This is a genomic window from Alcaligenes faecalis (assembly GCF_041521385.1).
Taxonomy (GTDB): Bacteria; Pseudomonadota; Gammaproteobacteria; order Burkholderiales; family Burkholderiaceae_B; genus Alcaligenes; species Alcaligenes faecalis_E.
This window is the reverse complement of sequence record NZ_CP168006.1, coordinates 3644061-3668879: the sequence shown is the minus strand read 5'-3', so window position 1 is coordinate 3668879 and position 24819 is coordinate 3644061. Positions and strand designations below refer to the sequence as shown.

Sequence of the window (24819 nt, the reverse complement as noted above, 5' to 3'; positions counted from 1 at the left end):
AAAACAGGATGCCCCTTGAGGCAAATGCGACAAAGAAAGCCATAAAACCGTGCATGGATGGGGCAGACTCGGTTATCCTGTTGCCTCCATTCAAGCACGGCCGCTGCGGTAGTTAACCGCGCATCATGCGCCTTCTGTATTCCGGTACTGCCCATGACGGCCTGCATTCACAGAGCCTAGCCTATGAGCGACCTCCAAAGTCTGATCGAGTCAGCGTGGGAACAACGAGCTTCCCTCAGCCCCCAAGCACACAGCATTGAACTGCGCACGGCCATCCACACCGTGATTGAAAAGCTGGATTACGGTTCCCTGCGCGTGGCAGAAAAGCTCGACGGACAGTGGCAGGTCAACGACTGGGTCAAGAAAGCGATTCTCCTGTCCTTCAGGATCAAGGAAAACCGCGTGATGTCCAGCGAACCCGCTCCCTTCTATGACAAGGTGCCGCTGAAATTCGAGCAACACGACCAAGCCGCTTTTGCCCAGGCTGGTTTTCGCGCTGTACCCGGTGCCATCGTGCGCCAAGGTGCCTATGTGGCTCCCGATGTCGTGCTGATGCCCTCGTTTGTGAACATCGGCGCGTATGTCGGTGAAGGCACCATGGTCGATACCTGGGCCACCGTCGGTTCCTGCGCCCAGATCGGCAAGCATGTTCACCTGTCAGGCGGTGTCGGTATTGGCGGGGTATTGGAGCCTCTGCAGGCCAACCCCACTATCATTGAGGACAACTGTTTTATCGGTGCCCGCTCCGAAGTGGTGGAAGGGGTCATCGTGGAAGAGAACTCGGTGCTGGCCATGGGCGTGTTCCTGTCGCAGAGCACCAAGATTTACGAGCGCGAAACGGGCAAGATTTATCAAGGCCGCGTCCCTGCGGGCTCCGTCGTGGTTCCTGGCTCCCTGCCTTCTGCCGATGGGCTGTACAGCCTGGCCTGCGCCATCATCGTCAAACGTGTGGACGCCCGTACCCGCGCCAAGACCAGTATTAATGATTTACTTCGCGCCTGAACATGAGCACTGACAATTCTGTACTAGAGACTCTCAAAGCCCTGATTGCCCGCCCCTCGGTCACTCCTGAGGACGCCCACTGCCAGCAATGGCTGGGCGCACGGCTGGAGCAAGCGGGCTTTAGCCTGGAACCTCTGCCCAGCGGCCCGGTGTCCAACCTGTGGGCCCGCCGTGGCACCGAAGCACCCTTGTTTGTTTTTGCCGGTCACACGGATGTGGTTCCTGCCGGGCCGGAAGCGGCCTGGAACTCACCACCGTTTGAGCCTACCGTGCGCGACGGGCAGCTCTATGGTCGTGGCGCTGCGGATATGAAGGCCTCGATTGCAGCCTTTATCCATGCCGTTGAAGAGTTTACCCAGGCCCATCCAGCACACAAAGGCTCGATTGCCCTGCTGCTGACCTCGGATGAAGAAGGCCCGGCAACCGACGGTACCGTGCATGTTTGCCGGGTTCTGAAAGAACGTGGCGAACAACTGGACTACTGCATCGTGGGCGAACCCACCTGCTCACGCCAATTGGGTGACACCATTAAAAATGGCCGTCGCGGCTCCATGTCCGGCCACCTGATCGTAAAAGGTCGCCAGGGCCATGTGGCGTACCCGCAACTGGCCATCAACCCACTGCATCTGTTCGCCCCTGCGCTGCACGAGCTGACAGATCGCATGTGGGACGCCGGCAATATCGACTTTCCACCCACCAGTTTTCAAATCTCCAATATCCATGCCGGCACCGGCGCGGGTAATGTGATCCCCGGTCAGTTGGATGTGCATTTCAACTTCCGTTTCTCTACCGAGCAAACCCCTGCGGGTCTGCAAGCCGAAGTGGAGTCCATTCTGCGCCGCCATAGCGTGGACTTCCAACTGGAATGGACCGTCAGTGGCGAACCCTTCCTGACCGAGGCCGGCCCGCTGAGTCAGGCCCTTGCCAAGGCCATTGAAACCGAAACCGGCGTGGAAACCGATCTGTCCACGACAGGCGGCACCTCCGATGGTCGCTTTATCGCTAAAATCTGCCCCCAAGTGGTCGAATTTGGCCCGCTCAACGCCAGCATCCATCAAATCAACGAACACGTTGCGGTGGCTGATCTTGAGCCGCTTAAAAACATTTATCGCCGTACATTGGAATCCCTGCTTTGTTAAACCCTTGCATCGATCATTCCTCCCTGCTGGAAGCCCAACAGGAACTGCGCACTGTGCGCGACTTGTTGCGCTGGTCCGTTAGCCAGTTCAACCGCTGTCGGCTGGCCTTTGGCCACGGCAGTGACAATGCCTGGGACGAGGCCGCCTATCTGCTGCTGCACACCCTGCATCTGCCCCTGGACACCCTGGACCCGTATCTGGAGGCCACCGTACTGGAGTCCGAGCGTGCTGCCTATCTGGCTCTGGTCGCACGCCGCTGCAACGAACGCGTGCCCGCCGCCTACCTGACCGGCGAAGCCTGGCTGCAAGGCCATCGCTTCCGCGTCACCACTGACACCATCGTGCCACGCTCTCCCATTGCTGAATTGCTGGCCGAGCAGTTGCAACCCTGGATTGCCGACCCCGATGCCATCTACAACGCCCTGGATTTATGCACTGGCTCGGGCTGCCTGGCTATTTTGACGGCCCTGGCCTTCCCGCAAGCCCAGGTCGATGCGGTGGATCTGTCTGACGCCGCGTTGGAAGTGGCCCAATCAAACATCGATGCCTTCGAGCTGAACGATCGCATGAGTCTGTACAAGAGCGATCTGCTGGATCAATTGCCGCCCACCGCCTACGACCTGATCATTTGCAACCCACCGTATGTGAATGAGCAGTCCATGCAAAACCTGCCCAAGGAATACCAGCACGAGCCACAACTGGCCCTGGCTGGTGGAGACGACGGCATGGACCTGGTGCGTCGCATTCTGGAAGCGGCCCCCAACTTCCTGTCGCCCGAAGGCGTGCTGGTATTGGAAATCGGCAATGAGTACGACAATTTCGTCGCCGCTTTCCCCGAGCTTGAGCCTATCTGGCTGAGCACGGAAACCGCTGAAGACCAGATTCTTCTGCTAAGCCGGGAGCAACTGGCTCTGTGATACGCGCAACTGGAATTACGCTGCGTCGCGGCGTCAAAGTCCTGCTGGACAATACGGATTTCATCGTCAATCCGGGCGAACGCCTGGGCATTGTGGGCAAGAACGGCGCAGGCAAATCCTCGCTGTTTGCCTTGCTGCAAGGCGAGCTGGATCTGGACGGGGGGGACCTGAGCATCCCCGATGCCTGGGAAGTGGCCAGTGTGCGCCAGACTATTCCGGACCGTGACCGCCCTGCCCGCGAATTTGTTATCGATGGCGACGAACGCCTGCGTGCCTTGCAGGAAAAACGCGCCAATACACCCGATAGCGACGGGCAAGCCATTGCCGAGCTGGAAAACGCCCTGATCGAAGCCGACGCCTGGTCCGCCCCTTCGCGTGCCGAGCAATTGCTGGCTGGCCTGGGTTTCCGCCCCGATCAGTGGATGCTGCCTGTGCGCGAGTTCTCCGGTGGCTGGCAAATGCGCCTGTCCCTGGCCCGCGCCCTGATGGCACCTTCTGACCTGCTTTTGCTGGACGAACCCACCAACCACCTGGACTTGGACGCCATGCTCTGGCTGGAGCGCTGGTTGGGCTCCTACCCCGGAACGGTCCTGCTGATTTCGCACGACACCGAGTTTCTGGATGCGGTGGCCCGTTCGATTCTGCACGTGGACCAAGGAAAGTTGGTTCGCTACAAAGGCGGCTACAACGACTTTCTGGTGCAGCGTGCCGAGCGCGTGCAACAAAGCCAGATCGCCTACGAGCGTCAAACCCGTGAAGCTGCGCGTCTGCAAAGCTTTATTGACCGCTTCAAGGCCCAGGCCACCAAGGCCAAGCAGGCACAAAGCCGCGTCAAGGCTTTGGCCCGCATGCAAACCGTGACGCTCTTGCGCGACGACTCAAGCGTTTCCATTCGCCTGCCCTCGCCCGAATACACACCCGATCCCTTGCTGACATTGGATCAGGCCGATCTGGGTTACCCCGGTCAGGACAAGGCGATTTTGAGCCAGGTCCGTCTGATGGTACGCGGCGGTGCCCGTGTGGGTATTTTGGGGATGAACGGCGCAGGTAAATCCACACTGGTCAAAACCCTGGCTGGCAAGCTGGAACCTATCAGGGGCGAACGCCTGGAGTCCAAAGGTCTGGTGATCGGCTACTTTGCTCAGCACCAACTGGACTCCATTGACCCGGACTCCACACCCTTGCAACATCTGGCGCGTCTGGCTCCGGATGTACGCGAGCAGGAGTTACGCAATTACCTGGGCTCTTTCGGTTTTAGCGGTGATATGGTCACCAGCCTGACCGCCCCCTTCTCCGGGGGTGAAAAGGCGCGTCTGGCCCTGTCCCTGATTGTCTGGCAAAAACCCAACCTGCTCCTGCTGGATGAGCCAACCAACCACTTGGACGTGGATACCCGCGAAGCCCTGGCAACAGCCTTGGCTGACTACGGTGGCAGCGTATTGTTGGTCTCGCACGATCGCCACCTGCTGCGCTCTACCGTTGATTCTTTCTGGATCGTGGCCGATGGCCAGGTGCAGGAGTTTGACGGCGACCTGGAAGACTACCGCGACTGGCTACTGGCCCGCAGCGCGCAATCGCGCTCGGAAGCTCGCCAGGAAGCCCGTGCTGATACGGGTGGCGAAGGCACAGACCGCAAGACGCAACGCCGTCAGGAAGCCGAGCTGCGCCAACGTCAGGCCCAGCAACGCAAGCCTCTGGAAAGCCGCTTGAAGAAAGTAGAGTCGGCCATGGAGAAAGCTCAACTTCGTTTGCAGGAGCTGGATACCCTGATGCAGGACCCCGACTTTTACTCGGACAGCTACAAAGACCAACGTCCCACCTTGATGACTGAACATGGTGAACTCACCAAAACGCATCAAACGCTGGAAGAAGAGTGGCTGGAAATTCAGGAAGCGATGGAAGAGATCGGGCGACAGATCTAAGCCCATCAACTCCGTTCTGCTCGTGAACTCCTGAGAAAAAAGGCGCCATATCTACAAAGATTGGCGCCTTTTTGTTGGAAGCTCTTGATGGTCTGTAAAACACACACCAAAGCCTTACGAGATTGCTGACACCTGGGGATCTGAGAATCTGAGGCCGGACTATGAGCACAGGGTATATGCACTTTTAAACCAGGCTATGACATCCTATTCTTTGTTCTGCTGCAGTACATCATTCAGTGCATACGGTAGCTAAGGTGATTCCGACCAACAAACAACAACAAACTCATGTGAGCCAAAACTCACTCGAAAACCGGCTCGCCAACTCCGCTCACTTCCCCGCTTTCCCAGGGCTCGCACAGCCCAAATACCCACACAGCAAATCCACAATGGCTTCTTCCACCTGCTCCGGTGGATACGGCACACCAGGCGGAATGATCGCGCCATGAATCAGGGACTCTAGACTTTGCATCACCACCCAGGTGGCCAAATCCAGATCCTGCGGGGCGATACGGTGCCTATGCCGTTGGGGCCCCTTTAGGTGTCGCGGTCAACCAGGACTACGGCTTTAACGGTATCTCGGTCGCCGTCACGCTGTTGCCGTTGATTTCCCTGCTGATGTTGCTCAAGTTTCGCACCACCGCCCCCACTGCGCTGCGTCGCACCCCTTTCTACCAAGTTCTGGGGCTGGTCTGGGGCGCTGGTATGGGCTTGCTGCTGTGCAGTGTCGGTTTTGGTAGTCTGACCGCCTTTATCGCCCTGCTCCTTGCCGATCGCAACTGGGGCAATGCTTCGCTGGCATTCACTGCCTTTGGGGTCGCCTTCATTGCGGCACGCCTGTTCTTTGGTCATCTTCCCGACAAACTGGGCGGGGCACGCGTCGCTTTGCTATGCGTGCTGGTGGAAGCTGCTGGCCTCTTGCTGATCTGGGGCGCCCACAGCCCTGCCCTTGCCTACCTGGGGGCCGCCTTGACCGGATGGGGTTACTCCCTGGCCTTCCCGGGTTTTGGTGTGGAAGCCGTGCGCCGCGCCCCACCCGAGAGCCGAGGTGTCGCCATGGGTGCCTATGTTGCCTTTCTGGACATCTCTTTAGGGATCACCGGGCCCGCCTTGGGCGCCGTAGCAAGAACCTGGGGGCTGGAAGCGATTTATCTGCTCAGTGCCGTGGTAGTCAGCTTGTCGGTACTGGTGGCCTTGCGTTTGATGCGTCGTCCTCAGACCCAGGCTTGAAGCCCGCCCCCCCCGAAGCAACTTCGTCATAACAAGAGGGACTGAGGCTGCGTAAAGGCAGCCTCAGTCCCTTTTTACAAGCTAGACACCGTCCTCAACGGCAACTCGGTACAACCTTATGGGGCTACATACAAAAGACGGCCCTGCTTTCTGGCTTGTTCCAGCTCCTGCACAACTTGCTGGCGCGTCTTATGAGTACCATCGGCAGGCAAGACGGGATACTCATCGTCTGCGAAGTCCAGCAAACCGACTTGTTGCGCTTCTTGCAACTCCTGAACAACCTGAGCACGAGTTTTAACAGAGCCTCGCGGCACGTTGGGATAGCCATGCGCCGCTACGCTGATCAGCCCTTGCTCACGTGCCTGCTCCAATTCCTGCACAACCTGGGCACGACTCTTGCTGTAGGCCTGCTCCTGTACAGAGGCAGAACCGTCAACAGCCCAAGCCGATGTCGAGGCCAGCAAAGCCGTGCAAGCCAATGTCCACAAACCTAATTTCATGATGAATCTCCTTGGTTAAAAAAACGCCTCTCTGCCTGGACCTACACAGACTGAGCAAAGGGAGGCGCGATGGGATTGGGTGGCGAAGAACGCAGCAGCACAGCCAGACACAAGGCCAGCAAGCTGCACCAAAACACCAGGATGTAGGCGCTGATTTGTGCTGCCACCTGTGATTCACGAGCCAAAGTGCGAGCCAGACCGGCCAAACCTGCGGAGGCTCGCTCCATGACCAAAGGGTCACCCTCTACAAGATGACTGCTGAGGCTGCTACGGCTGATATCGCCGGCCATGCGCAGCCAAGTGGAAACCAACGTGGCTGCGGCGACGGGCGTAAAGACACGTGCGATGGGGACATACACGCCCAATGCCACTCCATGTTGGGGATTCAGATTGGTCACAAAGGCAGCAATCAAACCAATCAACATGGTGCTCTCGCCCACGGACTGTAGAATCAGCATCGAGACAAACTGTTCTACCCGCCAATCGTGGCTGATATGAGTTCCCAACCAGGCCGTGAACGCAATAATGCTTAAACCGATAATCATCATCAGGCGTGGCTCAAGACGGCGACCCAGATAAATTGCCAAGGGGGTCGAGGCCAGATAAGCCCAAAACGCTATCCAGGTGGCGGCGCCTGCTTGCAGCGGCTTCAAGTCGCCCATCTGCACCAGAAAGCTGGGAATCAGCAAGGACGTTGGCGTCATCAGTACACCGAACAGACAAGCAATCATCAGACAGATACGGATATTGCGATTGCCCAGCGCCATCAGGCTGGCAAAGGAGTTTTGCCTGCGCATGCCACGCCCTATTGCGGCCACGACAAGCAGCGCGCCCCCAGACAAGGCTGAAACAACCAGACCAGAGTCGCTCCAGCCCAAGCGTTCAGCCGACTCGATCCCCACAAAAGCCAGGACCAGGCCGGTGCAAAACAGGGCCATACCCCCCCAGTCCGCGTTTTGCAGTTGCGGCCGGTCTACTGGAGCCAATGGCATGGCCTTCCAGGCCAGCAACGCAATCAATGGCCCTACAAAAGCAGTGGGCCAGTAAACCCAATGCCAACTGATTTCTTCCAGCAGAAAACCGGATGTGCCATACCCTGCATCCATGCCGGTTGACACACGCAAGCTGTACGCCGCCATGACAGCCAGCCACAACCGAGGGTGAACGCTGCGCAAAGCCAGGGACATCGTCAAAGGCAGATAGATTCCCAGACACAGTCCAGCCAAGGCATGCAGACTTAGCAGAACGGGATAATGATGGGCAAAGAAAGGAATCAACAAGGCGACCAAGCCCAACAGCAGACTTGGGGCCAGCAAAACCCGAGTCGGCCCGATGACGGTCGCTAGCCATGGCGCAATCGGCATGGAAATCAATTGCGCCGCATTCAAGGCGGTCCCCAACCAGGCAGCTTCCAGCACATCCAAGCCAAACTGACCACGCAAATCCGGTAAGGCTGCAGAAAAAAGCCGCCCTTGCACGGTAGTCAGGACCGCACCCAGAAAAATCGCAATCACCGTCAAGACAGGACGTGCAGTTTGTGTATTGGCCATCAGTCGGGAGAAGCGCATGATCAGCCCTCCTGCGCCCGAATGACAGCCAACTGACGAGTCTGTTTCAAGCCAGGCATGTCATAAGCCGCAACAGGGGAACCCGCCGTATCGATTCTGGCCTGGGCCGACATGCCAGGACGCAGGCGCTCCAACTGTGCCTGACCCGGCTCCAGCTCAATACGCACCGGTATGCGCTGCACCACTTTGGTGAAATTCCCGGAGGCATTATCGGCCGGCAACAAGGAGGATTCGGCCCCGCTCATGGGTGCAATCTCGACCACACGTCCCCGCCAGTTCCCCCCAGGCAGGCCATCCACAAACAACTCCACCGGCTGCCCCGGCTGTACGCGGGCAAGCTGCGTTTCCTTATAGTTCGCAATGACGTAGGCCTGCTCCAGGGGGACGATGGAAACAATCTGCGTACCCTGGTTCAACAGACTGCCAACTTGCACATGACGCTTGTTCAAGACCCCGTCAAAAGGGGCCACAATCCGCGTATAGCCCAAATTGCGACGAGCAGACTCCAAGGCAGCTTCAGCCGATTTCAAATCCGCGGTACGAATCGCACGTTGCCCCAGCAGAACCTTCTGGGAGTTTTTCGCCAGCTCCACTTGCGCGGTAGCAGCCTCCCCTTGGCTGATTGCCTCATCCAGATCGGCCTGGGCATTTTCATAGCCCTGACGTGACAAGGCACCTTCCTTGACCAGCCATGCCTGACGCGAAGGATTATTACGGTATTGCCGCACGCGCACCTGCACGGAGCGCAACTTGGCTTGCGCCTCTTTAATACGCGCCTGTTGTTGTGCAATTTCACCGTCCAGATTTTCCAGGTGGGCCTGCGCCTTGGACTGTTCCGCCTGCGCTGCCGCTACGGCCAGCTCGTAATCGGCCGGATCAATCTGCGCAATCAGATCCCCCGCCTTGACCTGCTCATAATCCCCCAAGGGCAAGGCTTTCACGTAGCCCGAAACCTTGGCACTGAGCACCGCAAAGTCGGATTTCACGTAAGCATTCTGAGTGCTCTGTATGCGGCGGCTACTGGTCCACTCGTTCCACCGCGTGGTCGCCAGAATCAACAGCCCAATCATGGCCAAACAGCCCAGCCAAGGAGCCAGCCGCAGGCCCAGCGCTTTGCGTTCCGTCGAAGTTGTTGAGGTGCTCATAACCGTATCCCTGCTCAATCAAGAATCACAATCTAACATTGTTAGTCTATGAGCGAATGATACACTAACATCGTTAGGTTGCAAATATCGGAGAGAACATGGCAACGAAAGCGCCCCGTATTCAACGCGAACACATCATCCAGACAGCACTGGACTTGCTGGACCAGGAAGGTTTGGAAGGACTGACGTTGCGCAAGCTGGCCCAGGCCCTGAATATCCAGGCCCCCTCGCTGTACTGGCACTTCAATGCCAAGCAAGCCTTGATTGATGGCATGGCCGACGCCCTGGTAGAAAACGTGGCGCGCCATTGCCCAAGCAATCAAACCTGGGATGAGCAAGTCCGTCACTTGGCTCTGGAATTTCGGCAGGCCCTCTTGCAACGGCGCGACGGAGCCCGTGTTTTTGCGGGCACCTATGTAGTCACAGACAATGTGCTGCGCACCAGCGAAACCTTCTTGTCCGCTTTCATGCTGGCAGGCGCAGACAGCCAATTTGCTGCCGAGGCCAGCTTTAGCCTGATCTACTACATTCTGGGTTTTGTCATGGAAGAACAGGCGCTTGGGCCAGGCAGCACATTAGACCTGTCTTTACGCAAACAGGCTTTTTTAGCATTGGCTCAAGAAAAGTACCCCAGCAACTGGCTGGCACGGGAGGCGATTTTTTCCGATGACTTTGCGGGCCGTTTTATCACTGGCCTGAACCTGTTGATTGATGGTACAAAGCAGCGCATTCAAAACCATTCATAAACAGACATCTTCAGGACCCGTCCATGCACGTTGCCTCGCAGGAATTTCCCCGTATCTGGATCTCGAACAGCGCCCCTTCCAACTGGAAAGAGGAGCTGGAAACCTTGCTGGATCAAGGGCAACGCTTTGTCTTGCTGACCCGCGAACTGCCCGGTGCAGAGGAAGGCACTGACAAGGAAGCGTTCTCACAATGGATCAAGGACAACCGCAGCCGTTTGAGCGCATCCTGTGCCGCCAGCCTGGTGGTCGTGAGCAATGCCTTGATGGCCTTTTCCCTGAATGCTTTTGTCGCCCCTTTGAGCGAGAAATTTGGCTTTCCGGTACGCGTGGTACACGAGGACGATCTGGACGCGCAAGTGACTGCGTTTCTGCAAGCCAAGCCGGAAATGGAAAACAACTAGGCAGTTCGCACCTTCACCTGCAAGAGCAGATCCGCCAGACATACAGGAGCCACCGCTTACAGGTGGCTCTTCTTATTTTTATTGCACGCATTGAGCACGTGCAATCCAGATGAGGTGACTGCACAGACCTCCCTGCTGGACAGAACTAGCACTGCAACTTTCTACGCTCTACACTGTCCATTGTCTTTTCTGATTCTGGCTGTTACCCGTTTGAGTCTCTCCCAACTTTCATCGAACTTGCCTCCCGTACTGGCTGGCCCTATTTTGCGTCGCCTGGACTCCCAGCGTTTAGTCTTGTGGCTGGTCGGCAGTTCCAGCTTATCCCTGGATTTGATCCTGGAGCCGGAGGACAGCCCCCCTCAACGTATCCCTCTGGATGCCAATCAATGCCAGATTGTGCCGCTGGGCAAACACGCCTTTATTCATTTCATTGATGTCGCTCTCAGCGCCCCGCTTCCCCGGGACACGCTGGTGCATTACGATCTGATTCACTCCCCGGGCCATGGATCAGAACAAGGGATTGCAGACTGGGCCCCTCATTTACTGCATCCAGGGCAGAACCGCCCCAACTTTGTATTGGCCAGCCGCGCCGATAATCTGATGTTTGGCTCCTGCCGCAAACCTCATCACGCCTCGCGCGATGGTCTGGCACAAGCTGACACCGTACTGAGCGAACACATCACCAACGCCAAGGCCCGGCCGGCCTTGCTCATGCTATCCGGCGATCAGGTCTATGCCGATGATGTGGCAGGCCCCATGCTGGCGGCCATCCACTCCCTGATCGAGCAGCTAGGCTTGTATGGAGAGTATCTGGAAGGCGCGGTCGTCTCGGATAGCGAATCCCTTTATCAGCATCCCGCCAGCTATTACCGGCGCGCGGATTTGCTGCCTGCGTTCAAATCCAACGACGATCTGCGTGAGCGGTTTTTTGGTGGGGTAGAAAAACCAATCTTCACCACCGCCAATGCGCACAACCATTTAGTGACCCTGGCTGAAGTCTTTGCCATGTACTTGCTGGTCTGGTCCCCCATTGCCTGGCAGATCATTGCCGAACCCACTCCCCCATCCCTGGAACCCAAGCATCAACAACGTTGGGAGCGTGAGGCCACTGCTCTGGAGGGCTTCCGTCAGGATCTGCCCCAGGCAGCCCGTTTGTTGGCACACGTGCAAACCTTGATGATTTTTGATGACCACGACATCACCGATGACTGGAACCTGTCAGCCAAATGGGAAAACGTTGCCTACGGCCATCCTTTTTCACGGCAGATCGTGGGCAATGCCCTGATCGCCTATCTACTATGTCAGGCCTGGGGTAACCGCCCCGAGGTTTTTGAATCCATACTGGGCACGGTCACCGCCTGGACCCACTCGCCCGATGAGCATCAACGCCTGGAACATCAAACCCAGGATGCAATCATCAAGGAGTTGCTGGAGTTTCGACAGTGGGACTATGTCCTGCGCACCCAACCTACGTTGATTGTGTTGGATACGCGCACACGCCGCTGGCATAACCGCCGCCTACCCAGCCGCCCTTCTGGACTGATGGACTGGGAGTCCCTGACCGAGCTGCAACACGAGTTGCTGGACGAGCGTGCCGCCGTGATTGTGTCACCCACGCCCATGTTCGGCGTCAAGCTGATCGAAGTTATTCAAAGCATCTGTACCTACGCGGGCTTTGCCTTGACGGTGGATGCAGAAAACTGGATGGCCCACCGAGGTGCCGCCAACACCATGCTGAACATCTTCAGACATTCGCGCACGCCCGGTAACTATGTCATTTTGTCCGGCGATGTGCACTACTCTTTCGTCTACGATGTGCAGGTACGTCATAGCAAACATATTCCGCATATCTGGCAAATCACCAGCAGCGGCATCAAGAACGAGTTTCCGGAAAGTTTGCTGAACTGGCTGGATCGGCTGAACCGCTGGCTCTACTCCCCACGATCCCCCCTGAACTGGTTTACGCAACGCCGAGACTTGAGCATCAGCCCACGTCTGCCGGACCAGCGTAAACATGGGGAGCGGGTGTGGAATGGTTCCGGAATTGGCCAAATCTGGCTGGATGAAAAGGGCCGCCCCGCCCGCGTCCTGCATCACAACGCCAACAAAAAACCGCCTACCGAATTTCTACCTCCGGATCAGGAGGAGAAAGGGTAAGGCGGCTACTGTCTGGCTACAGCGGGTAGAGCTTATTGACCCGCTACAGAACTGACGTAAGTGGCAACAGCATCACGCTCTTCGTCACTCATGGTCTGAGCAAAAGACGGCATGGCACCCATGCCTTCTTTCATGACTTTCAGGATCTGCTCTTTGCCCGGCTTGAGCTCATCCAGATCCGGACCGATTGTCCCGGCTGAGCCAGCGTCAGCCAAGGTATGACAGACAGCACAGGCGATGGGCTTGGCACCTGTCAAAAACAATTCTTTGCCCTGCTCCTGAGCATAAGCCTGGGTACTAAAAATAAATACAGATACTGCAGCAACAAAATATTTCTTCATGATTCGCTTCCATAGCCGCCCCGAACCAACGGGGCGGATACAACATTCAAGACTTAAACGACCGTGACAGCCAGCATGTGGTCACGCCAGCTATTATTCAAATAGCCACGGTTATTGGGAACGCGCTCCTCAGGCTGTACCGTGCCTGCTTCACTGGTCGCCCGGCTGGTGATCTCATACTTGCCAGGCTTCAAATCCACGCCCAGAACGAACTGACGCCACGCATATCTACCCAGATCAGGGCCTACAAACGTCGCTTTCACCCAGTTCTTGCCACCATCAACGGACACCTCTACCCCTTTGGCCGCTGACATCCCCCCAAAAGCCAAGCCTTGAATCTGTACCTTGCCCGCCTTGAGTTCTTCGCCAGGCTCACCGCTGGGGCTGGTCACCCAGGACTTGACGGGCATTTCCCATACCGACTCCTGATTCGGGTTGGATTTTTCACCAACCGGCGCCAGACGATAGCTGTTTTGCTGAATGTTGGCAGCAGACTGTTCCTTGGTAAACGCCAACTGCTTGATGTACTTGACGTTATTGACTCCAGTGTATCCAGGGACAACCAAGCGCAAGGGGCCACCGTGAGCCAAGGGGATAGGTTGACCATTAATTTCCCAGGCCAGCATCGCGTCATCAATCGCTTCCAAAGGAAGCGAACGCTCCACCATGATGGTGTTCGGGTCCAGTCCCTGGGGAATCTCTTCACCGCCTTGTCCTGTCATGTACTTGGCACCCTCGTCCATGCCACCGACAGCCTCCAACACAGCCTTGATCGGCACGCCGGTAAAGACCACGCAGCCTGCTGCGCCTACAGCCCACTGAGTACCACTGGGCTTCTCAGGGAAGAAAGCACGGCCATTGCCCGAGCACTGCAGCACCATGGGTACCGCCACCAAGCCCAGGCGTTTCAGCTCGGCGACTGTCATGTCTTTAGGGTTCTTGACGCCCTTGATCGACAGCACCCATGCATCCGGATCAGCCACAATTTGTTCGGATGGGGGAGTTACGTTATTGCGTACGAACAAGCGGTCCAACGGTGTGATCAAGCCCGAACCAAATGCGCTACGCTTGGTTTCAATGGTATTGGCACTGTGCACAATCAAGCTATCGGCATGTTTCCAGGATGCATAGGCAGGCAAGGCTTTAGCCTGCGTTTTTGCCTTCTCCTGAGCCAGTGCCGCAGACAAAGGTGTCAGGCTTGCCGTTCCAGCCAGGGCCATCACCCCGCCTGTGGACAATAGCATGCGCCGGCGTGAAAGATTGCTAGGTTCCATGATCGCCTCCATGTGTATTTGTTAGTTGTAATTAATTTAGGCTTCGATTTTATGGCGGCGCCTTCTTTATAACCAGAATCTATAACCCTTATATATAACGATCATAAAGAGATAAGAAAAAAACCTGAACACTGGAAAAACAGATAGAACGTGGCTTTCAACACCGTCCCTGTTTTTGCTCAAAACGTAAAATAAGGTATGCAGCTTCTCTTGGCGGCATGAACGTCGGGCAAGATGGACTACAACTATCAATGACTTGAACTAAGAAGCCCTGCCCCCGGCAACTGTTTGAAAATAGTCATGCCATTGTGTCGACCAAAAAAAACCCCCGGCGGTTTCCGGGGGCCTACAAACTGCAATCGACAGACTCAGTCTGTGCTTCGTTTTTTAGCTAACAGGATCCAGCTTGGCAATGGCCAGAGCCAAGGTCTTGCTGCCCACTTCGCGGAACTGAATCAAGGCCTGGGCATCATCGCCCTGACCCGTCAGATTAATAATGGTGCCTTCACCAAAGCGGCTGTGATGCACCCCCTGCCCCACACGGAAGGTCTGACCATTCACTTCCAGCACGCTGGTGTGACTGCGACCGCCGTAAGGCTGGGCCGAATAGCTCTTGTCCTTGGACTCCCAGCTTTGACCACGACGGAAGGCCCCCGAACTGGCCTCTGACTGCATGGGCGTACTGGTATAGCGGGCCGACAACCATTTGATGTGTTGCTCCGGCAACTCTTCCAGAAAGCGCGAACGCATGGCGTAACGCGTCTGGCCGTGCAGCATGCGGCTTTGCGCAAGGGTGATGTACAGGCGCTGACGCGCCCGCGTAATCGCCACGTACATCAAGCGACGCTCTTCCTCGATCCCACCAGGGTCGAACAAACTGTTCTCATGCGGGAACAAACCCTCTTCCAGGCCAGTAATGAAAACCGCATCGAACTCCAGACCTTTGGCGGCATGGATCGTCATCAGCTGAATGGCGTCCTGGCCTGCCTGGGCCTGATTGTCCCCTGCTTCCAGAGAGGCATGGGTCAGGAAGGAGCCCAAAGGCGACATGGGAGCCAACACGGAGGCTGTCGCTTGGTCCGGGTTCTGCATGGCCTGCTCGGACTCGCCCGCCACAGCTTCTGGGACTCGACCGGCTGGCAGCTCGGCAAAGCCTTCTTCACCCACAAACACCGTGGCTGCGTTGACCAGTTCCTGCAAGTTTTCCAGGCGCTCGGCACCTTCGCGGTCGGCCTGATAATGGGCCAGCAAGGTGCTATCGTGGACAACGTGCTCAATCAACTCGGGCAAAGACAGAATCTGTGCCTGGCTGGCCATATCCTGAATCAGGTTCGAGAAACGCATCAGGCTGGCAGCCGCACGTCCTTGCAGGTAAGGAATGGCACGCAGCAAACTGGTACCACGCTCACGCGCCAAGTCAGCCAGTTGCTCTACCGAGCGAGCACCAATACCGCGAGTCGGGAAGTTCACAACACGCAGGAAAGCCGTGTCATCATCCGCGTTGTCCATCAAGCGCAAGTAAGCCAGCACGTGCTTGATTTCCTGACGCTCGAAGAAGCGATGGCCGCCATACACTTTGTAGGGCAAGCCTTGGGAAAAAAGCCTATGCTCAATCACTCGGGACTGGGCATTACTGCGATACAAAATAGCAATTTCACGACGCGGCTTGCCTTCGGCGATCAGGGCACGGACTTCGTCCACAATCCACTGCGCTTCCAGGGCATCCGAAGCCAGTTCGCTGATACGTACCAGCTCGCCCTCGCCACTATCGGTCCATAAATTCTTGCCCAGCCGGCCACTATTGTTCTCGATCAGCGCGTTGGCCGAATCCAGAATATGGCCGCAGGAACGGTAGTTCTGCTCCAGGCGTATCACATTGCCACGGGCATAGTCGCGCTCGAAGTCGGCCATATTGCCCACATTCGCACCACGGAAAGCATAGATGGACTGGTCATCGTCGCCCACGGCAAACATGCAGGCCTGATCACCGGCCAAAAGACGCAACCAACGGTACTGCAACACGTTGGTGTCCTGGAACTCGTCGACCAGAATGTGTTTGAAACGGCGCTGATAATGTTCGCGGATAGGCGCATTGCGGGACAACAGCTCGTAGGCACGCAGCAGCAGCTCGCCAAAGTCCACCACACCTTCACGTTCGCACTGCTCTTGATAAAGCTGGTAAAGCTCGATCAAGCGGCGGCGGTGAGGCTCGTGTGCTTCCAGGTCGCCAGGACGTTGGCCGTCTTCTTTACAGGCGTTGATGAACTTCTGAATTTCCTTGGGTGGAAATTTCTCGTCATCGACGTTATTGGCCTTGACCATGCGCTTGATGGAGGCCAACTGATCTGCCGTATCCAGGATCTGGAAAGTCTGTACCAGACCGGCATCGCGGTAATGCATGCGCAGCAAGCGATTACACAGGCCGTGAAAAGTCCCGACCCACATTCCGCGAGTATCGATAGGCAATAAAGAAGTAAGCCGCGTCAGCATTTCGCGCGCGGCTTTGTTGGTGAAGGTAACAGCAGCCAGTCCGTGAGGGCTGACCTGCCCAGTCTGGATTAACCAGGCCATTCGGGAGGTCAGGACACTGGTTTTTCCGCTACCCGCTCCGGCCAGCACCAAGGCATGGCCAGAGGGGAGAGTAACGGCGGCTCGCTGTTCCGGGTTTAAACGATCCATCATGCCGCGTAGCGGCGCAGACGCAAGGCGAACTGCTCAAGACTGTCGATACCACTTTGCTGAGCACGCTGGCACCATGCGCGCAGGTCAGACAGCAACTGTTCGCTAGAGGAGCTGGAACTTTCCCAGATACCGGCCAGTTCACGCTGCATGCGAACCAGGATGGACAGGCGGGAATCGCCAGCCGCTACGGTTTCCAGTTCCGCACGCTGCTCGGGAGCCAGCACGTCGTCACCACGGCCAATCCAGTCGTTGCAGCTTTCCAGCAAGGACCAGGAGCAATTCGGGTTGTTCTTGTTCACTTGCGGTTTCAGACGTGCAATTTCTTCCGAAGCCGTCGTTTTGATGATGTCTGCGTAACGGGCCAGAATTTCGTAGCGGTGAGTAATCACGCCTTGCAAGGTGGCCAGGCTGATACCGTCGATTGGAGCGTTAGAAGGCACACTGGGTTCCAGACGCAGCTTGGGAGCAACCTTCTTGACCTTGGCCAGACCCAGTGCCTTGAACACCGAGATATAGCACCAGCCCAAGTCAAATTCGTACCATTTGCTGGAGAACTTGGCGGACGTACCATAAGCGTGGTGGTTGTTGTGCAGCTCCTCACCACCAATGATGATGCCCCAAGGAAACACGTTAGTACTGGTATCAGGGCTGGCAAAGTTGCGATAACCGATCGCGTGACCCAGACCATTGACCACACCGGCAGCCCAGAAAGGAATCCAGGCCATCTGAATAGCCCAGACCGTCAGGCCCAGCAGACCGAACAGGAACAGATCAATACCCAGCATGATGGTAATACCCAACATGCTGTACTTGCTGTACAGGTTGCGTTCGATCCAGTCATCGGGAGTACCGTGACCGAAACGCTTCAAGGTTTCGGGGTTAGTGGCTTCTTGACGGTACAGTTCTGCACCACGGAAGAACACCTTGCCCAGACCAAAGACCACGGGGGAGTGGGGATCGCCTTCGCGCTCGCATTTGGCGTGGTGCTTGCGGTGAATCGCCACCCATTCCTTGGTGACCATACCGGTGGTCATCCAGAGCCAGAAACGGAAGAAATGCATCAGCGCCGGGTGCAAGTCCAGCCCGCGGTGCGCCTGACTACGGTGGAGAAATACGGTAACTGACACAATAGTGACATGCGTCACCGCCAGAATGACAAGAGTAAGCTGCCACCAAGACAGTTGCAGCCATCCGTCAGCAAGAAAAGAAAGAAACGATTGCATAGACCCTTTTAGACCTGATCTTTGTTAAGGGAAACCGGAAAAGTGTAGCCCACCTAACCAGTTAACAATAACATTATTTAAGGACGAACTTGCTTTAAATCAAGCACTTTCCGTGATTCGTTCAAGTGCCGCACCAAAGAAACAGTCGGTTTGGTGACGGTCCGTGCGCAGATTCAAATAAGGCCCCTCTAGCGCAAGGGCTGGACATTTGTCCTTCAAGATTTCCCGGGCATCCAGCAGTCGGAACTCGGGGTGTTTGTCCAAGAATGCCTGCACTTGTTGCTCGTTTTCTTCGGGCAAAAAACTGCATGTTGCATAAACCAAACGACCTCCTGGTGCGACACACGCTGCGGCCTGCTCCAGAATGTCGGCCTGCATCTGAGTGTACTGCTCCAGAGCTTGTGGGTGTTGACGCCACTTAAGATCAGGATTTCGACGTAAAGTTCCCAATCCGCTGCAAGGCGCATCCACCAATACGCGCTGCGCCTTGCCATGCAGGCGGCGAACACGCTGGTCGCCCGATTCCTGTATGACAACAGGCACCACATTGGACAGGCCGGCACGCGCAAAGCGGGGTTTGGCCTTGTTCAAACGAGTTGCCGACACATCAAAGGCGTACAAACGGCCTGTAGAGCGCATCAAGGCGCCCAGCAGCAAGGACTTGCCACCCGCACCAGCGCAGTAGTCAATAACCATCTCGCCACGACGTGGCTCCAGCAAGGCAGTCAGCAATTGGCTGCCCTCTTCCTGAATTTCCAGCTCGCCTTTCTCATACTGTGGCCATACGGCGACAGATGGGCGGCCTTCAATACGGATACCCCAAGGTGAAAACGGCATGGCCACGGGTTTGAAGCGAGCCATGGGACCGTTTTGCAACTGACGCAACACCGTGTCGCGCTCGGCTTTCATGGGGTTGACGCGCAGATCCAGCAAGGCCTGCTCGTTCATGGCAGCCATCAGCTTGTAGGAATCCGGAATCTCTTTCAGACGCTCTTCCAGCCACTCGGGCAGGCTCAGGCGCACACCAACCGGCAAACCGTCCACATTCAGGGAACGGATATGGCCCAGCCACTGGCGCTCTTCTTCAGCCAGCCCCAAAGACAGGGATTCCTGACCAATTGCCGTAGCCAGACCCAGAATGGCCAGACGACGGGTGGAGGGACCGACGCCGCTTTCCGCCCAATTACGGTACTGACGCAGGTGGCGCAGCACATCAAACACGGCCTCGCGGATCTCGGCACGGTCACGCGATCCCATTTTGGGGCGTGTACGCGCCCAGCGTGTCAAAGCCAGATCAGCGGGGTGCTTCCATTGCAAAACTTCACCCAGGGCGCTGGAGACCTGCTCCAGACGGCGCTGTGCCATCGCGCCCGGCTCGGGTGGACCCGAGGGTTTGTCGCGGCGTGCTGCATAAGGGCGACCACGCGCTCCGGACTCGTTACGTTGGGCAGACGAGGACGGGCGCTTGCGGTCCGAGCGGCCGCGGGATTGTTGGTGATCAGACATGAATATTCAAAAATTCCAAATAGCCCGCTCAATCAGGCGGGGAAATAAAAGCCGCGATGCGTCAGTCCGGCAACCTCGACACGGCCATCGGCCTGTAAACGTACCCGTCCCTCGATCAGCCAGCGTACGGCCTCGGTATAAACGTGGTGTTCAGTTGCCAAAACGCGCTCTGCCAAGGTTTGTGCATCATCGTCGTGCAGGACGGGCACGATACTTTGGGCAAGGATGGGACCATCATCGAGCACCGGGGTCACAAAGTGCACCGAGCAGCCATGAAACTGCACGCCCGCGTCAAGTGCCTGTTGATGGGTATTCAAACCGGGAAAGCTAGGAAGCAAGGATGGGTGTATATTGATGAGCTTGCCTGCATAGTGCTGAACAAAATCGGTGCTCAGGATGCGCATGAATCCCGCAAGTAGAACATAATCTGGCTGGTAGCGGTCAATCACGCGTGCCAAAGCTTGGTCAAAGGCTTCACGTGTTGCAAATTCGCGATGCGAAACCGTCTCGGTAGGCAGCCCTTGACGCTGCGCCCATTCCAGTCCGGGCGCATCGCCCTTGTTAGAGATGACCGCCTCAATACGGCCATTCAAGCCTGCTGTCTTGATCAGTTCGCCAATGGCCTGCAAGTTGGAGCCCCGGCCTGAAATAAGCACAACAAGGCGACAAGGTAGGGTGGAATCGGTCAAAATCCTGTTTCCCGAGAAATAACGAATCCAAAATTGTAAACTCTCGCTTGTGAAATCTGATCTAAAACTCTATCGCTCTCTGCCACGGCGCAACAGCACGGCCCGCAGCGCCGTCACCATTGGCAATTTTGACGGGGTCCATCTGGGCCATCAGGCCATCTTGCATCGCGTCAACGAGGTGGCGCGCCAGCAGGACCTAAGCTCCTGTGTGATGACCTTTACGCCCCACCCGCGTGCCTTTTTTGCGCAGCGCGGCCAACGGCCCGAACTGATCCCCACGCAGATCAGCGGTCTGCGCGACAAGGTCGAAGCCCTGCACCAATGCGGCATTGAACAAATTTATCTGGCCCGCTTCAATCAGGCCATGGCCGATATGTCGGCAGCCACCTTTATTAACGAAATTCTGGTGCAAGGTCTGAACACCGGCTGGCTATTGGTGGGCGAAGACTTCCGCTATGGCCACAAACGTGCTGGCAACATTGAAATGTTGCGCGAAGCGGGCAAGCAACATGGCTTTAGCGTCGAGACCCTGCACGATGTGGCCGATGCCGATGGCCGCCGCATCTCCAGCTCGGAAGTGCGTACGGCCTTGGCCGTAGGCCAGTTAGATCGTGCTCGCGCCCTGCTGGGCAAACCCTTTCATATTAGTGGTCATGTCATTCATGGCCAGAAACTGGGCCGGGACATTGGTTACCCGACCTTGAACGTGCGCGTGCCCGAACACTGTGCCGCCCGCTCCGGCGTGTACGTAGTCCGGGTTCACGGACTGACCGGACAGGCTCTGCCCGGCATTGCCTCCTTGGGGGTACGCCCAACCGTCATCGACCAGGGACGGCTGCTGTTAGAGGTACATTTACTGGACCAACGCCTGGATGCTTACGGTAAACTTGCCCGTATAGAATTTCTGGAATTTGTCAGGGACGAAGAAAAATTCCCGGACCTCATCACAATGATCGCCGCCATCGACAACGATGCACAACGCGCTCGCGACTACTTTGCTTCAAATGGACTATAAAAACTCTCTCAATTTGCCCGACACCCCTTTTCCCATGCGTGGCGACCTCGCCAAACGTGAGCCGGGCTGGATTAGCCAGTGGGAAGAAAACAAAGTCTATGCAGCAATTCGGCAAGCCAGCGCCGGTCGTCCCAAATTTATTTTGCACGACGGCCCTCCCTATGCGAACGGCGACATTCATATTGGCCACGCGGTCAACAAGGTTCTGAAAGACATCATCGTCAAAAGCCGCAATATGGCTGGCTTTGACGCGCAGTACGTCCCCGGCTGGGATTGCCACGGCATGCCCATTGAAGTTCAGATCGAAAAGAAATACGGCAAGAACCTGCCTGTGGCGGAAGTTCAGGCCAAGGCGCGCGCCTACGCTCTGGAACAGATCGACAGCCAGCGCAAGGACTTCAAACGCCTGGGCGTGCTGGCCGACTGGGAGAACCCTTACCTGACCATGAACTTCAGTAATGAAGCCGACGAGCTGCGCGTACTGTCCAAGATCATGCAAAAGGGTTTCGTGTTCCGTGGCCTGAAGCCCGTGAACTGGTGTTTTGACTGTGGTTCCGCCCTGGCAGAAGCCGAGGTTGAGTACGCCGATCGCACCGACCCGTCCGTGCACGTGGCCTTCCCCTTCGCACAAAAAGACAAGCTGGCCACCGCCTTTGGCGTGGACAGCGTGGACGATGGCGCCATCGTTATCTGGACCACCACCCCCTGGACCATCCCTGCCAACCAGGCACTGAACGTACACCCTGAAATCAGTTACGCCCTGGTCAAGCTGGACAGCCCACGCTCTACCGGCTCCATGCTGATCGTGGCTGAAGAGCTGGTGAAATCCTGCCTGGAGCAATGGGGTCTGAGCGGTCAGGTCGTGGCTACCGCCACCGGCCAAGCCCTGAACCTGGTCGAATTCAATCACCCACTGGCTCACGTGGACGCAGGCTACCAACGCCGCTCCCCCGTGTACCTGGGCGACTACGTCACCCTGGACAGCGGTACGGGCGTGGTTCACTCCGCCCCTGCCTACGGTATTGAAGACTTTATCTCCTGCAAAGCCCACGGCATGAAGGACGACGACATGCTCACGCCCGTGATGGGCAATGGGCATTACGCCGAGAATCTGCCTCTGTTTGGCGGCCAAATGATCTGGAAGGCCAATCCGCACATCGTGGAAGCCCTGCAGAACGCCGGCACCTTGCTGAAAACCGAACAGCACCCGCACAGCTACATGCACTGCTGGCGTCACAAGACACCCATCATCTACCGTGCCACCAGCCAATGGTTTGCCGGTATGGACAAAGAAAACAGCAGCGGCCGTACCTTGCGTGAAATGGCGCTGGAAGCCATTGATAACACCGAGTTCTACCCCTCCTGGGGTCGTGCCCGCCTGCACGCCATGATCGCCAACCGCCCCGACTGGACCTTGTCGCGTCAGCGCCAATGGGGCGTGCCCATGGCTTTCTTTGTGCACAAGGAAACGGATGAACTGCACCCCCGCACGCCCGAGCTGATGGAACAAGTAGCCGAGCGCATCGAAAAAAGCGGTATCGAAGCCTGGCAGAACCTGGACCCACGCGACCTGCTGGGTGACGAGGCCGATCTGTACGAGAAAAACCGCGACACGCTGGACGTGTGGTTTGACTCAGGCACCACGCACGCTACTGTGCTGGGCGGCAAGGATCACACGACTCACGGCTCGCACGCTGACAAACTGCAATGGCCTGCCGACCTGTACCTGGAAGGCTCGGACCAGCACCGTGGCTGGTTCCACTCGTCCTTGCTGACGGGCTGCATGCTGTATGGCCGCGCACCCTACAAAGCCCTGCTGACCCACGGTTTCGTGGTGGACGGCAATGGCCGCAAGATGAGCAAATCGCTGGGCAACATCATCAAGCCGCAAGAAATTGCCGACAAGATGGGTGCCGAGATCATGCGCCTGTGGGCCGCCGCTACCGATTACTCGGGCGAGTTGTCCATCTCCGACGAAATTCTGAAGCGTGTTGTGGAAGGTTACCGCCGTATCCGCAATACCCTGAAGTTCCTGCTGGGCAACCTGGCCGACTTCGACGTCACCCAACATGCTGTTCCTGTTGATCAACTGACCGAGATCGACCGTTACGCCCTGCAAATGACCGCCGACATGCAGGCCGAATTGCTGGAGAACTACAAGCGTTACGAGTTCCACCCCATCGTGGCTCGCTTACAGACCTTTTGTTCTGAGGACCTAGGCGCGTTCTACCTGGATATTCTGAAAGACCGTCTATACACCACCGCCAAAAATGGCCAGCCACGTCGCTCGGCTCAAACGGCGCTGTACCACCTGACGCAAACCCTGCTCAAGCTGATGGCCCCTATCCTGTCCTTCACGGCAGAAGAAGCCTGGCGTGACATGCACGGTGGTTCGGTTCCTAGCGGCACCATCTTCACCGAACTGTTCCATGTCCTGCCCGAGCAAGGTGAACAGTCGGCACTGAACACCAAGTGGCAACGCCTGCGCGCCATCCGTGCCGACGTGATGCGCCGTATCGAAGATGTACGTAGCACCGGCGCCATCGGCTCCTCCCTGGCGGCCGAGATCGACATCTACGCCAACGGTCAGGATCTGGAGTTCCTGCAATCCCTGGGCCAGGACCTGCGTTTCATGCTGATCGTCTCGCGTGCCGACGTGCACGCTGGCGAAGGCGATCTGCGCATTGACGTTACGCCTACCGAACAGGCCAAGTGCGAGCGTTGCTGGCATCACCGCCCAGACGTAGGCCAAAGCGCCGAGCACCCCACCCTGTGTGGTCGTTGCGAGGACAATCTGTTTGGTCAAGGCGAAGTGCGTCACCATGCCTGATCAAGACATGGCCCCTACCCCCGGCCAGGCCCGACTGCCCTCGCGGCAGTTCTGGGCCTGGATAGGTTTTGCCGCCTTGATTGTCGGCCTGGACCAATGGACCAAACAGTATTTCGACAGCAATCTGTTCTATCAGGAGCGTTGGAATATCCTGCCCTTTTTTGATTTCACCTTGGTCTACAATCCCGGCGCGGCTTTCAGCTTTCTGGCCGGTGGCCAGGGTTGGCAACGCTGGTTCTTTGTCGGCATTGCCGCTGTTGCTACCGTCTTTATCGTCACCATGCTGCGCCGCTCGGCCAAACAGCCCTTGTTTTGCCTGTCGCTAAGCCTGATTCTGGGCGGTGCCATTGGCAACGTGGTCGATCGCCTGATGCACGGCCACGTAGTGGATTTTCTGTTGTTCTACTGGAATCAGTCCTACTTTCCGGCCTTCAATATTGCCGACGTTGCCATCAGCTGCGGCGCTGCCCTGTTGGTGCTGGACGAGTTCATGCGCATGCGTCGCAACAAACGACAACGCTCCTGAGTCTGTAAG

20 protein-coding genes and 1 pseudogene are annotated in these 24819 nt (G+C 57.0%); 11 read left to right on the top strand and 10 right to left on the bottom strand.

The features are described 5' to 3' along the window. The first annotated feature begins 183 nt into the window (after nt 1-183). Genes dapD through ACDI13_RS15850 form a run of 4 tightly spaced genes read left to right on the top strand, consistent with a single transcriptional unit; the run spans nt 184 to nt 4980 of the window. Nucleotides 184-1002 (top strand): 2,3,4,5-tetrahydropyridine-2,6-dicarboxylate N-succinyltransferase, encoded by an 819-nt coding sequence (gene dapD / locus ACDI13_RS15865; protein WP_316991105.1) that lies wholly within the window; start codon nt 184-186, stop codon nt 1000-1002. Between the two features lie 2 nt (nt 1003-1004). Next, nucleotides 1005-2141 (top strand): succinyl-diaminopimelate desuccinylase, encoded by a 1137-nt coding sequence (dapE, locus tag ACDI13_RS15860; protein ID WP_316991106.1) that lies wholly within the window; start codon nt 1005-1007, stop codon nt 2139-2141. Then, nucleotides 2135-3058, top strand: a complete 924-nt coding sequence (prmB, locus tag ACDI13_RS15855; protein WP_316991107.1) for a 50S ribosomal protein L3 N(5)-glutamine methyltransferase — start codon at nt 2135-2137, stop codon at nt 3056-3058. The genes dapE and prmB overlap by 7 nt, the downstream gene beginning before the upstream one ends. Next, nucleotides 3055-4980, top strand: a complete 1926-nt coding sequence (locus tag ACDI13_RS15850) for an ATP-binding cassette domain-containing protein (RefSeq protein WP_316991108.1) — start codon at nt 3055-3057, stop codon at nt 4978-4980. The genes prmB and ACDI13_RS15850 overlap by 4 nt, the downstream gene beginning before the upstream one ends. Before the next feature lie 328 nt (nt 4981-5308). Here ACDI13_RS15850 and ACDI13_RS15845 read toward each other — a convergent pair whose 3' ends face one another. After that, nucleotides 5309-5467, bottom strand: coding sequence for a hypothetical protein (locus tag ACDI13_RS15845; protein ID WP_316991109.1), 159 nt, complete (start codon nt 5465-5467; stop codon nt 5309-5311). 20 nt (nt 5468-5487) lie between these two features. Between ACDI13_RS15845 and ACDI13_RS15840 the strand changes: the two are divergent. Then, nucleotides 5488-6207: pseudogene (locus tag ACDI13_RS15840) on the top strand (MFS transporter); the annotation flags it as partial. Between the two features lie 116 nt (nt 6208-6323). On the opposite strand, the gene ACDI13_RS15835 reads toward ACDI13_RS15840, so the two are convergent. From ACDI13_RS15835 to ACDI13_RS15825, 3 genes are read right to left on the bottom strand one after another with little or no spacing between them, the layout of a single operon-like run. Continuing rightward, the gene (locus tag ACDI13_RS15835; RefSeq protein WP_316991110.1) at nt 6324-6707 is read right to left on the bottom strand and encodes a DUF4148 domain-containing protein; all 384 of its coding nucleotides are present in this window, start codon (nt 6705-6707) and stop codon (nt 6324-6326) included. Between the two features lie 41 nt (nt 6708-6748). Continuing rightward, nucleotides 6749-8275 (bottom strand): MFS transporter, encoded by a 1527-nt coding sequence (locus ACDI13_RS15830; RefSeq protein WP_316991111.1) that lies wholly within the window; start codon nt 8273-8275, stop codon nt 6749-6751. A 2-nt stretch (nt 8276-8277) separates the two neighbouring features. Then, nucleotides 8278-9420 carry an HlyD family secretion protein gene (locus tag ACDI13_RS15825; protein ID WP_316991112.1) on the bottom strand — a complete coding sequence of 381 codons (1143 nt, stop codon included), beginning with the start codon at nt 9418-9420 and terminating at the stop codon, nt 8278-8280. Nucleotides 9421-9518: 98 nt separating this feature from the next. Here ACDI13_RS15825 and ACDI13_RS15820 point away from each other — a divergent pair, with 98 nt between their 5' ends. The 3 genes from ACDI13_RS15820 (at nt 9519) to ACDI13_RS15810 (ending at nt 12724) form a co-directional block, all read left to right on the top strand. Next, nucleotides 9519-10166 carry a TetR/AcrR family transcriptional regulator C-terminal domain-containing protein gene (locus tag ACDI13_RS15820; protein WP_316991113.1) on the top strand — a complete coding sequence of 216 codons (648 nt, stop codon included), beginning with the start codon at nt 9519-9521 and terminating at the stop codon, nt 10164-10166. Between the two features lie 23 nt (nt 10167-10189). After that, nucleotides 10190-10567, top strand: a complete 378-nt coding sequence (locus tag ACDI13_RS15815) for a hypothetical protein (RefSeq protein WP_316991114.1) — start codon at nt 10190-10192, stop codon at nt 10565-10567. A 210-nt stretch (nt 10568-10777) separates the two neighbouring features. Continuing rightward, a complete protein-coding gene (locus ACDI13_RS15810; RefSeq protein ID WP_316991115.1) occupies nt 10778-12724 on the top strand; it encodes an alkaline phosphatase D family protein in 1947 nt (648 codons plus the stop codon). Between the two features lie 32 nt (nt 12725-12756). Here the strand turns inward: ACDI13_RS15810 and ACDI13_RS15805 are convergent, their stop codons facing one another. The 6 genes from ACDI13_RS15805 to purN form a co-directional block, all read right to left on the bottom strand. Beyond that, nucleotides 12757-13065: a cytochrome c gene (locus ACDI13_RS15805; protein WP_316991116.1), complete on the bottom strand. Its 309-nt coding sequence runs from the start codon at nt 13063-13065 to the stop codon at nt 12757-12759. A gap of 53 nt (nt 13066-13118) precedes the next feature. Further along, entirely contained in the window at nt 13119-14339 is a 1221-nt protein-coding gene (locus tag ACDI13_RS15800) for a sulfite oxidase (RefSeq protein ID WP_316991117.1), read from the bottom strand. A 387-nt stretch (nt 14340-14726) separates the two neighbouring features. Then, nucleotides 14727-17021, bottom strand: a complete 2295-nt coding sequence (locus tag ACDI13_RS15795; RefSeq protein ID WP_316991118.1) for a UvrD-helicase domain-containing protein — start codon at nt 17019-17021, stop codon at nt 14727-14729. Next, nucleotides 17018-18244, bottom strand: coding sequence for a fatty acid desaturase (locus ACDI13_RS15790; protein WP_316991119.1), 1227 nt, complete (start codon nt 18242-18244; stop codon nt 17018-17020). The genes ACDI13_RS15795 and ACDI13_RS15790 overlap by 4 nt, the downstream gene beginning before the upstream one ends. 99 nt (nt 18245-18343) lie before the next feature. After that, entirely contained in the window at nt 18344-19609 is a 1266-nt protein-coding gene (locus ACDI13_RS15785) for an RsmB/NOP family class I SAM-dependent RNA methyltransferase (protein ID WP_316991130.1), read from the bottom strand. A 173-nt stretch (nt 19610-19782) separates the two neighbouring features. Further along, nucleotides 19783-20439, bottom strand: a complete 657-nt coding sequence (purN, locus tag ACDI13_RS15780) for a phosphoribosylglycinamide formyltransferase (protein ID WP_316991120.1) — start codon at nt 20437-20439, stop codon at nt 19783-19785. Nucleotides 20440-20488: 49 nt separating this feature from the next. Between purN and ACDI13_RS15775 the strand changes: the two genes are divergently transcribed. From ACDI13_RS15775 to lspA, 3 genes are read left to right on the top strand one after another with little or no spacing between them, the layout of a single operon-like run. After that, nucleotides 20489-21454 carry a bifunctional riboflavin kinase/FAD synthetase gene (locus ACDI13_RS15775; protein ID WP_316991121.1) on the top strand — a complete coding sequence of 322 codons (966 nt, stop codon included), beginning with the start codon at nt 20489-20491 and terminating at the stop codon, nt 21452-21454. Next, complete coding sequence (gene ileS, locus ACDI13_RS15770) at nt 21444-24284, top strand: isoleucine--tRNA ligase (RefSeq protein WP_316991122.1); 2841 nt, start codon at nt 21444-21446, stop codon at nt 24282-24284. Before ACDI13_RS15775 ends, ileS begins: the two co-directional genes overlap by 11 nt. After that, nucleotides 24277-24810: a signal peptidase II gene (gene lspA / locus ACDI13_RS15765; protein WP_372372514.1), complete on the top strand. Its 534-nt coding sequence runs from the start codon at nt 24277-24279 to the stop codon at nt 24808-24810. Before ileS ends, lspA begins: the two co-directional genes overlap by 8 nt. The last annotated feature ends 9 nt before the right edge of the window (nt 24811-24819 follow it).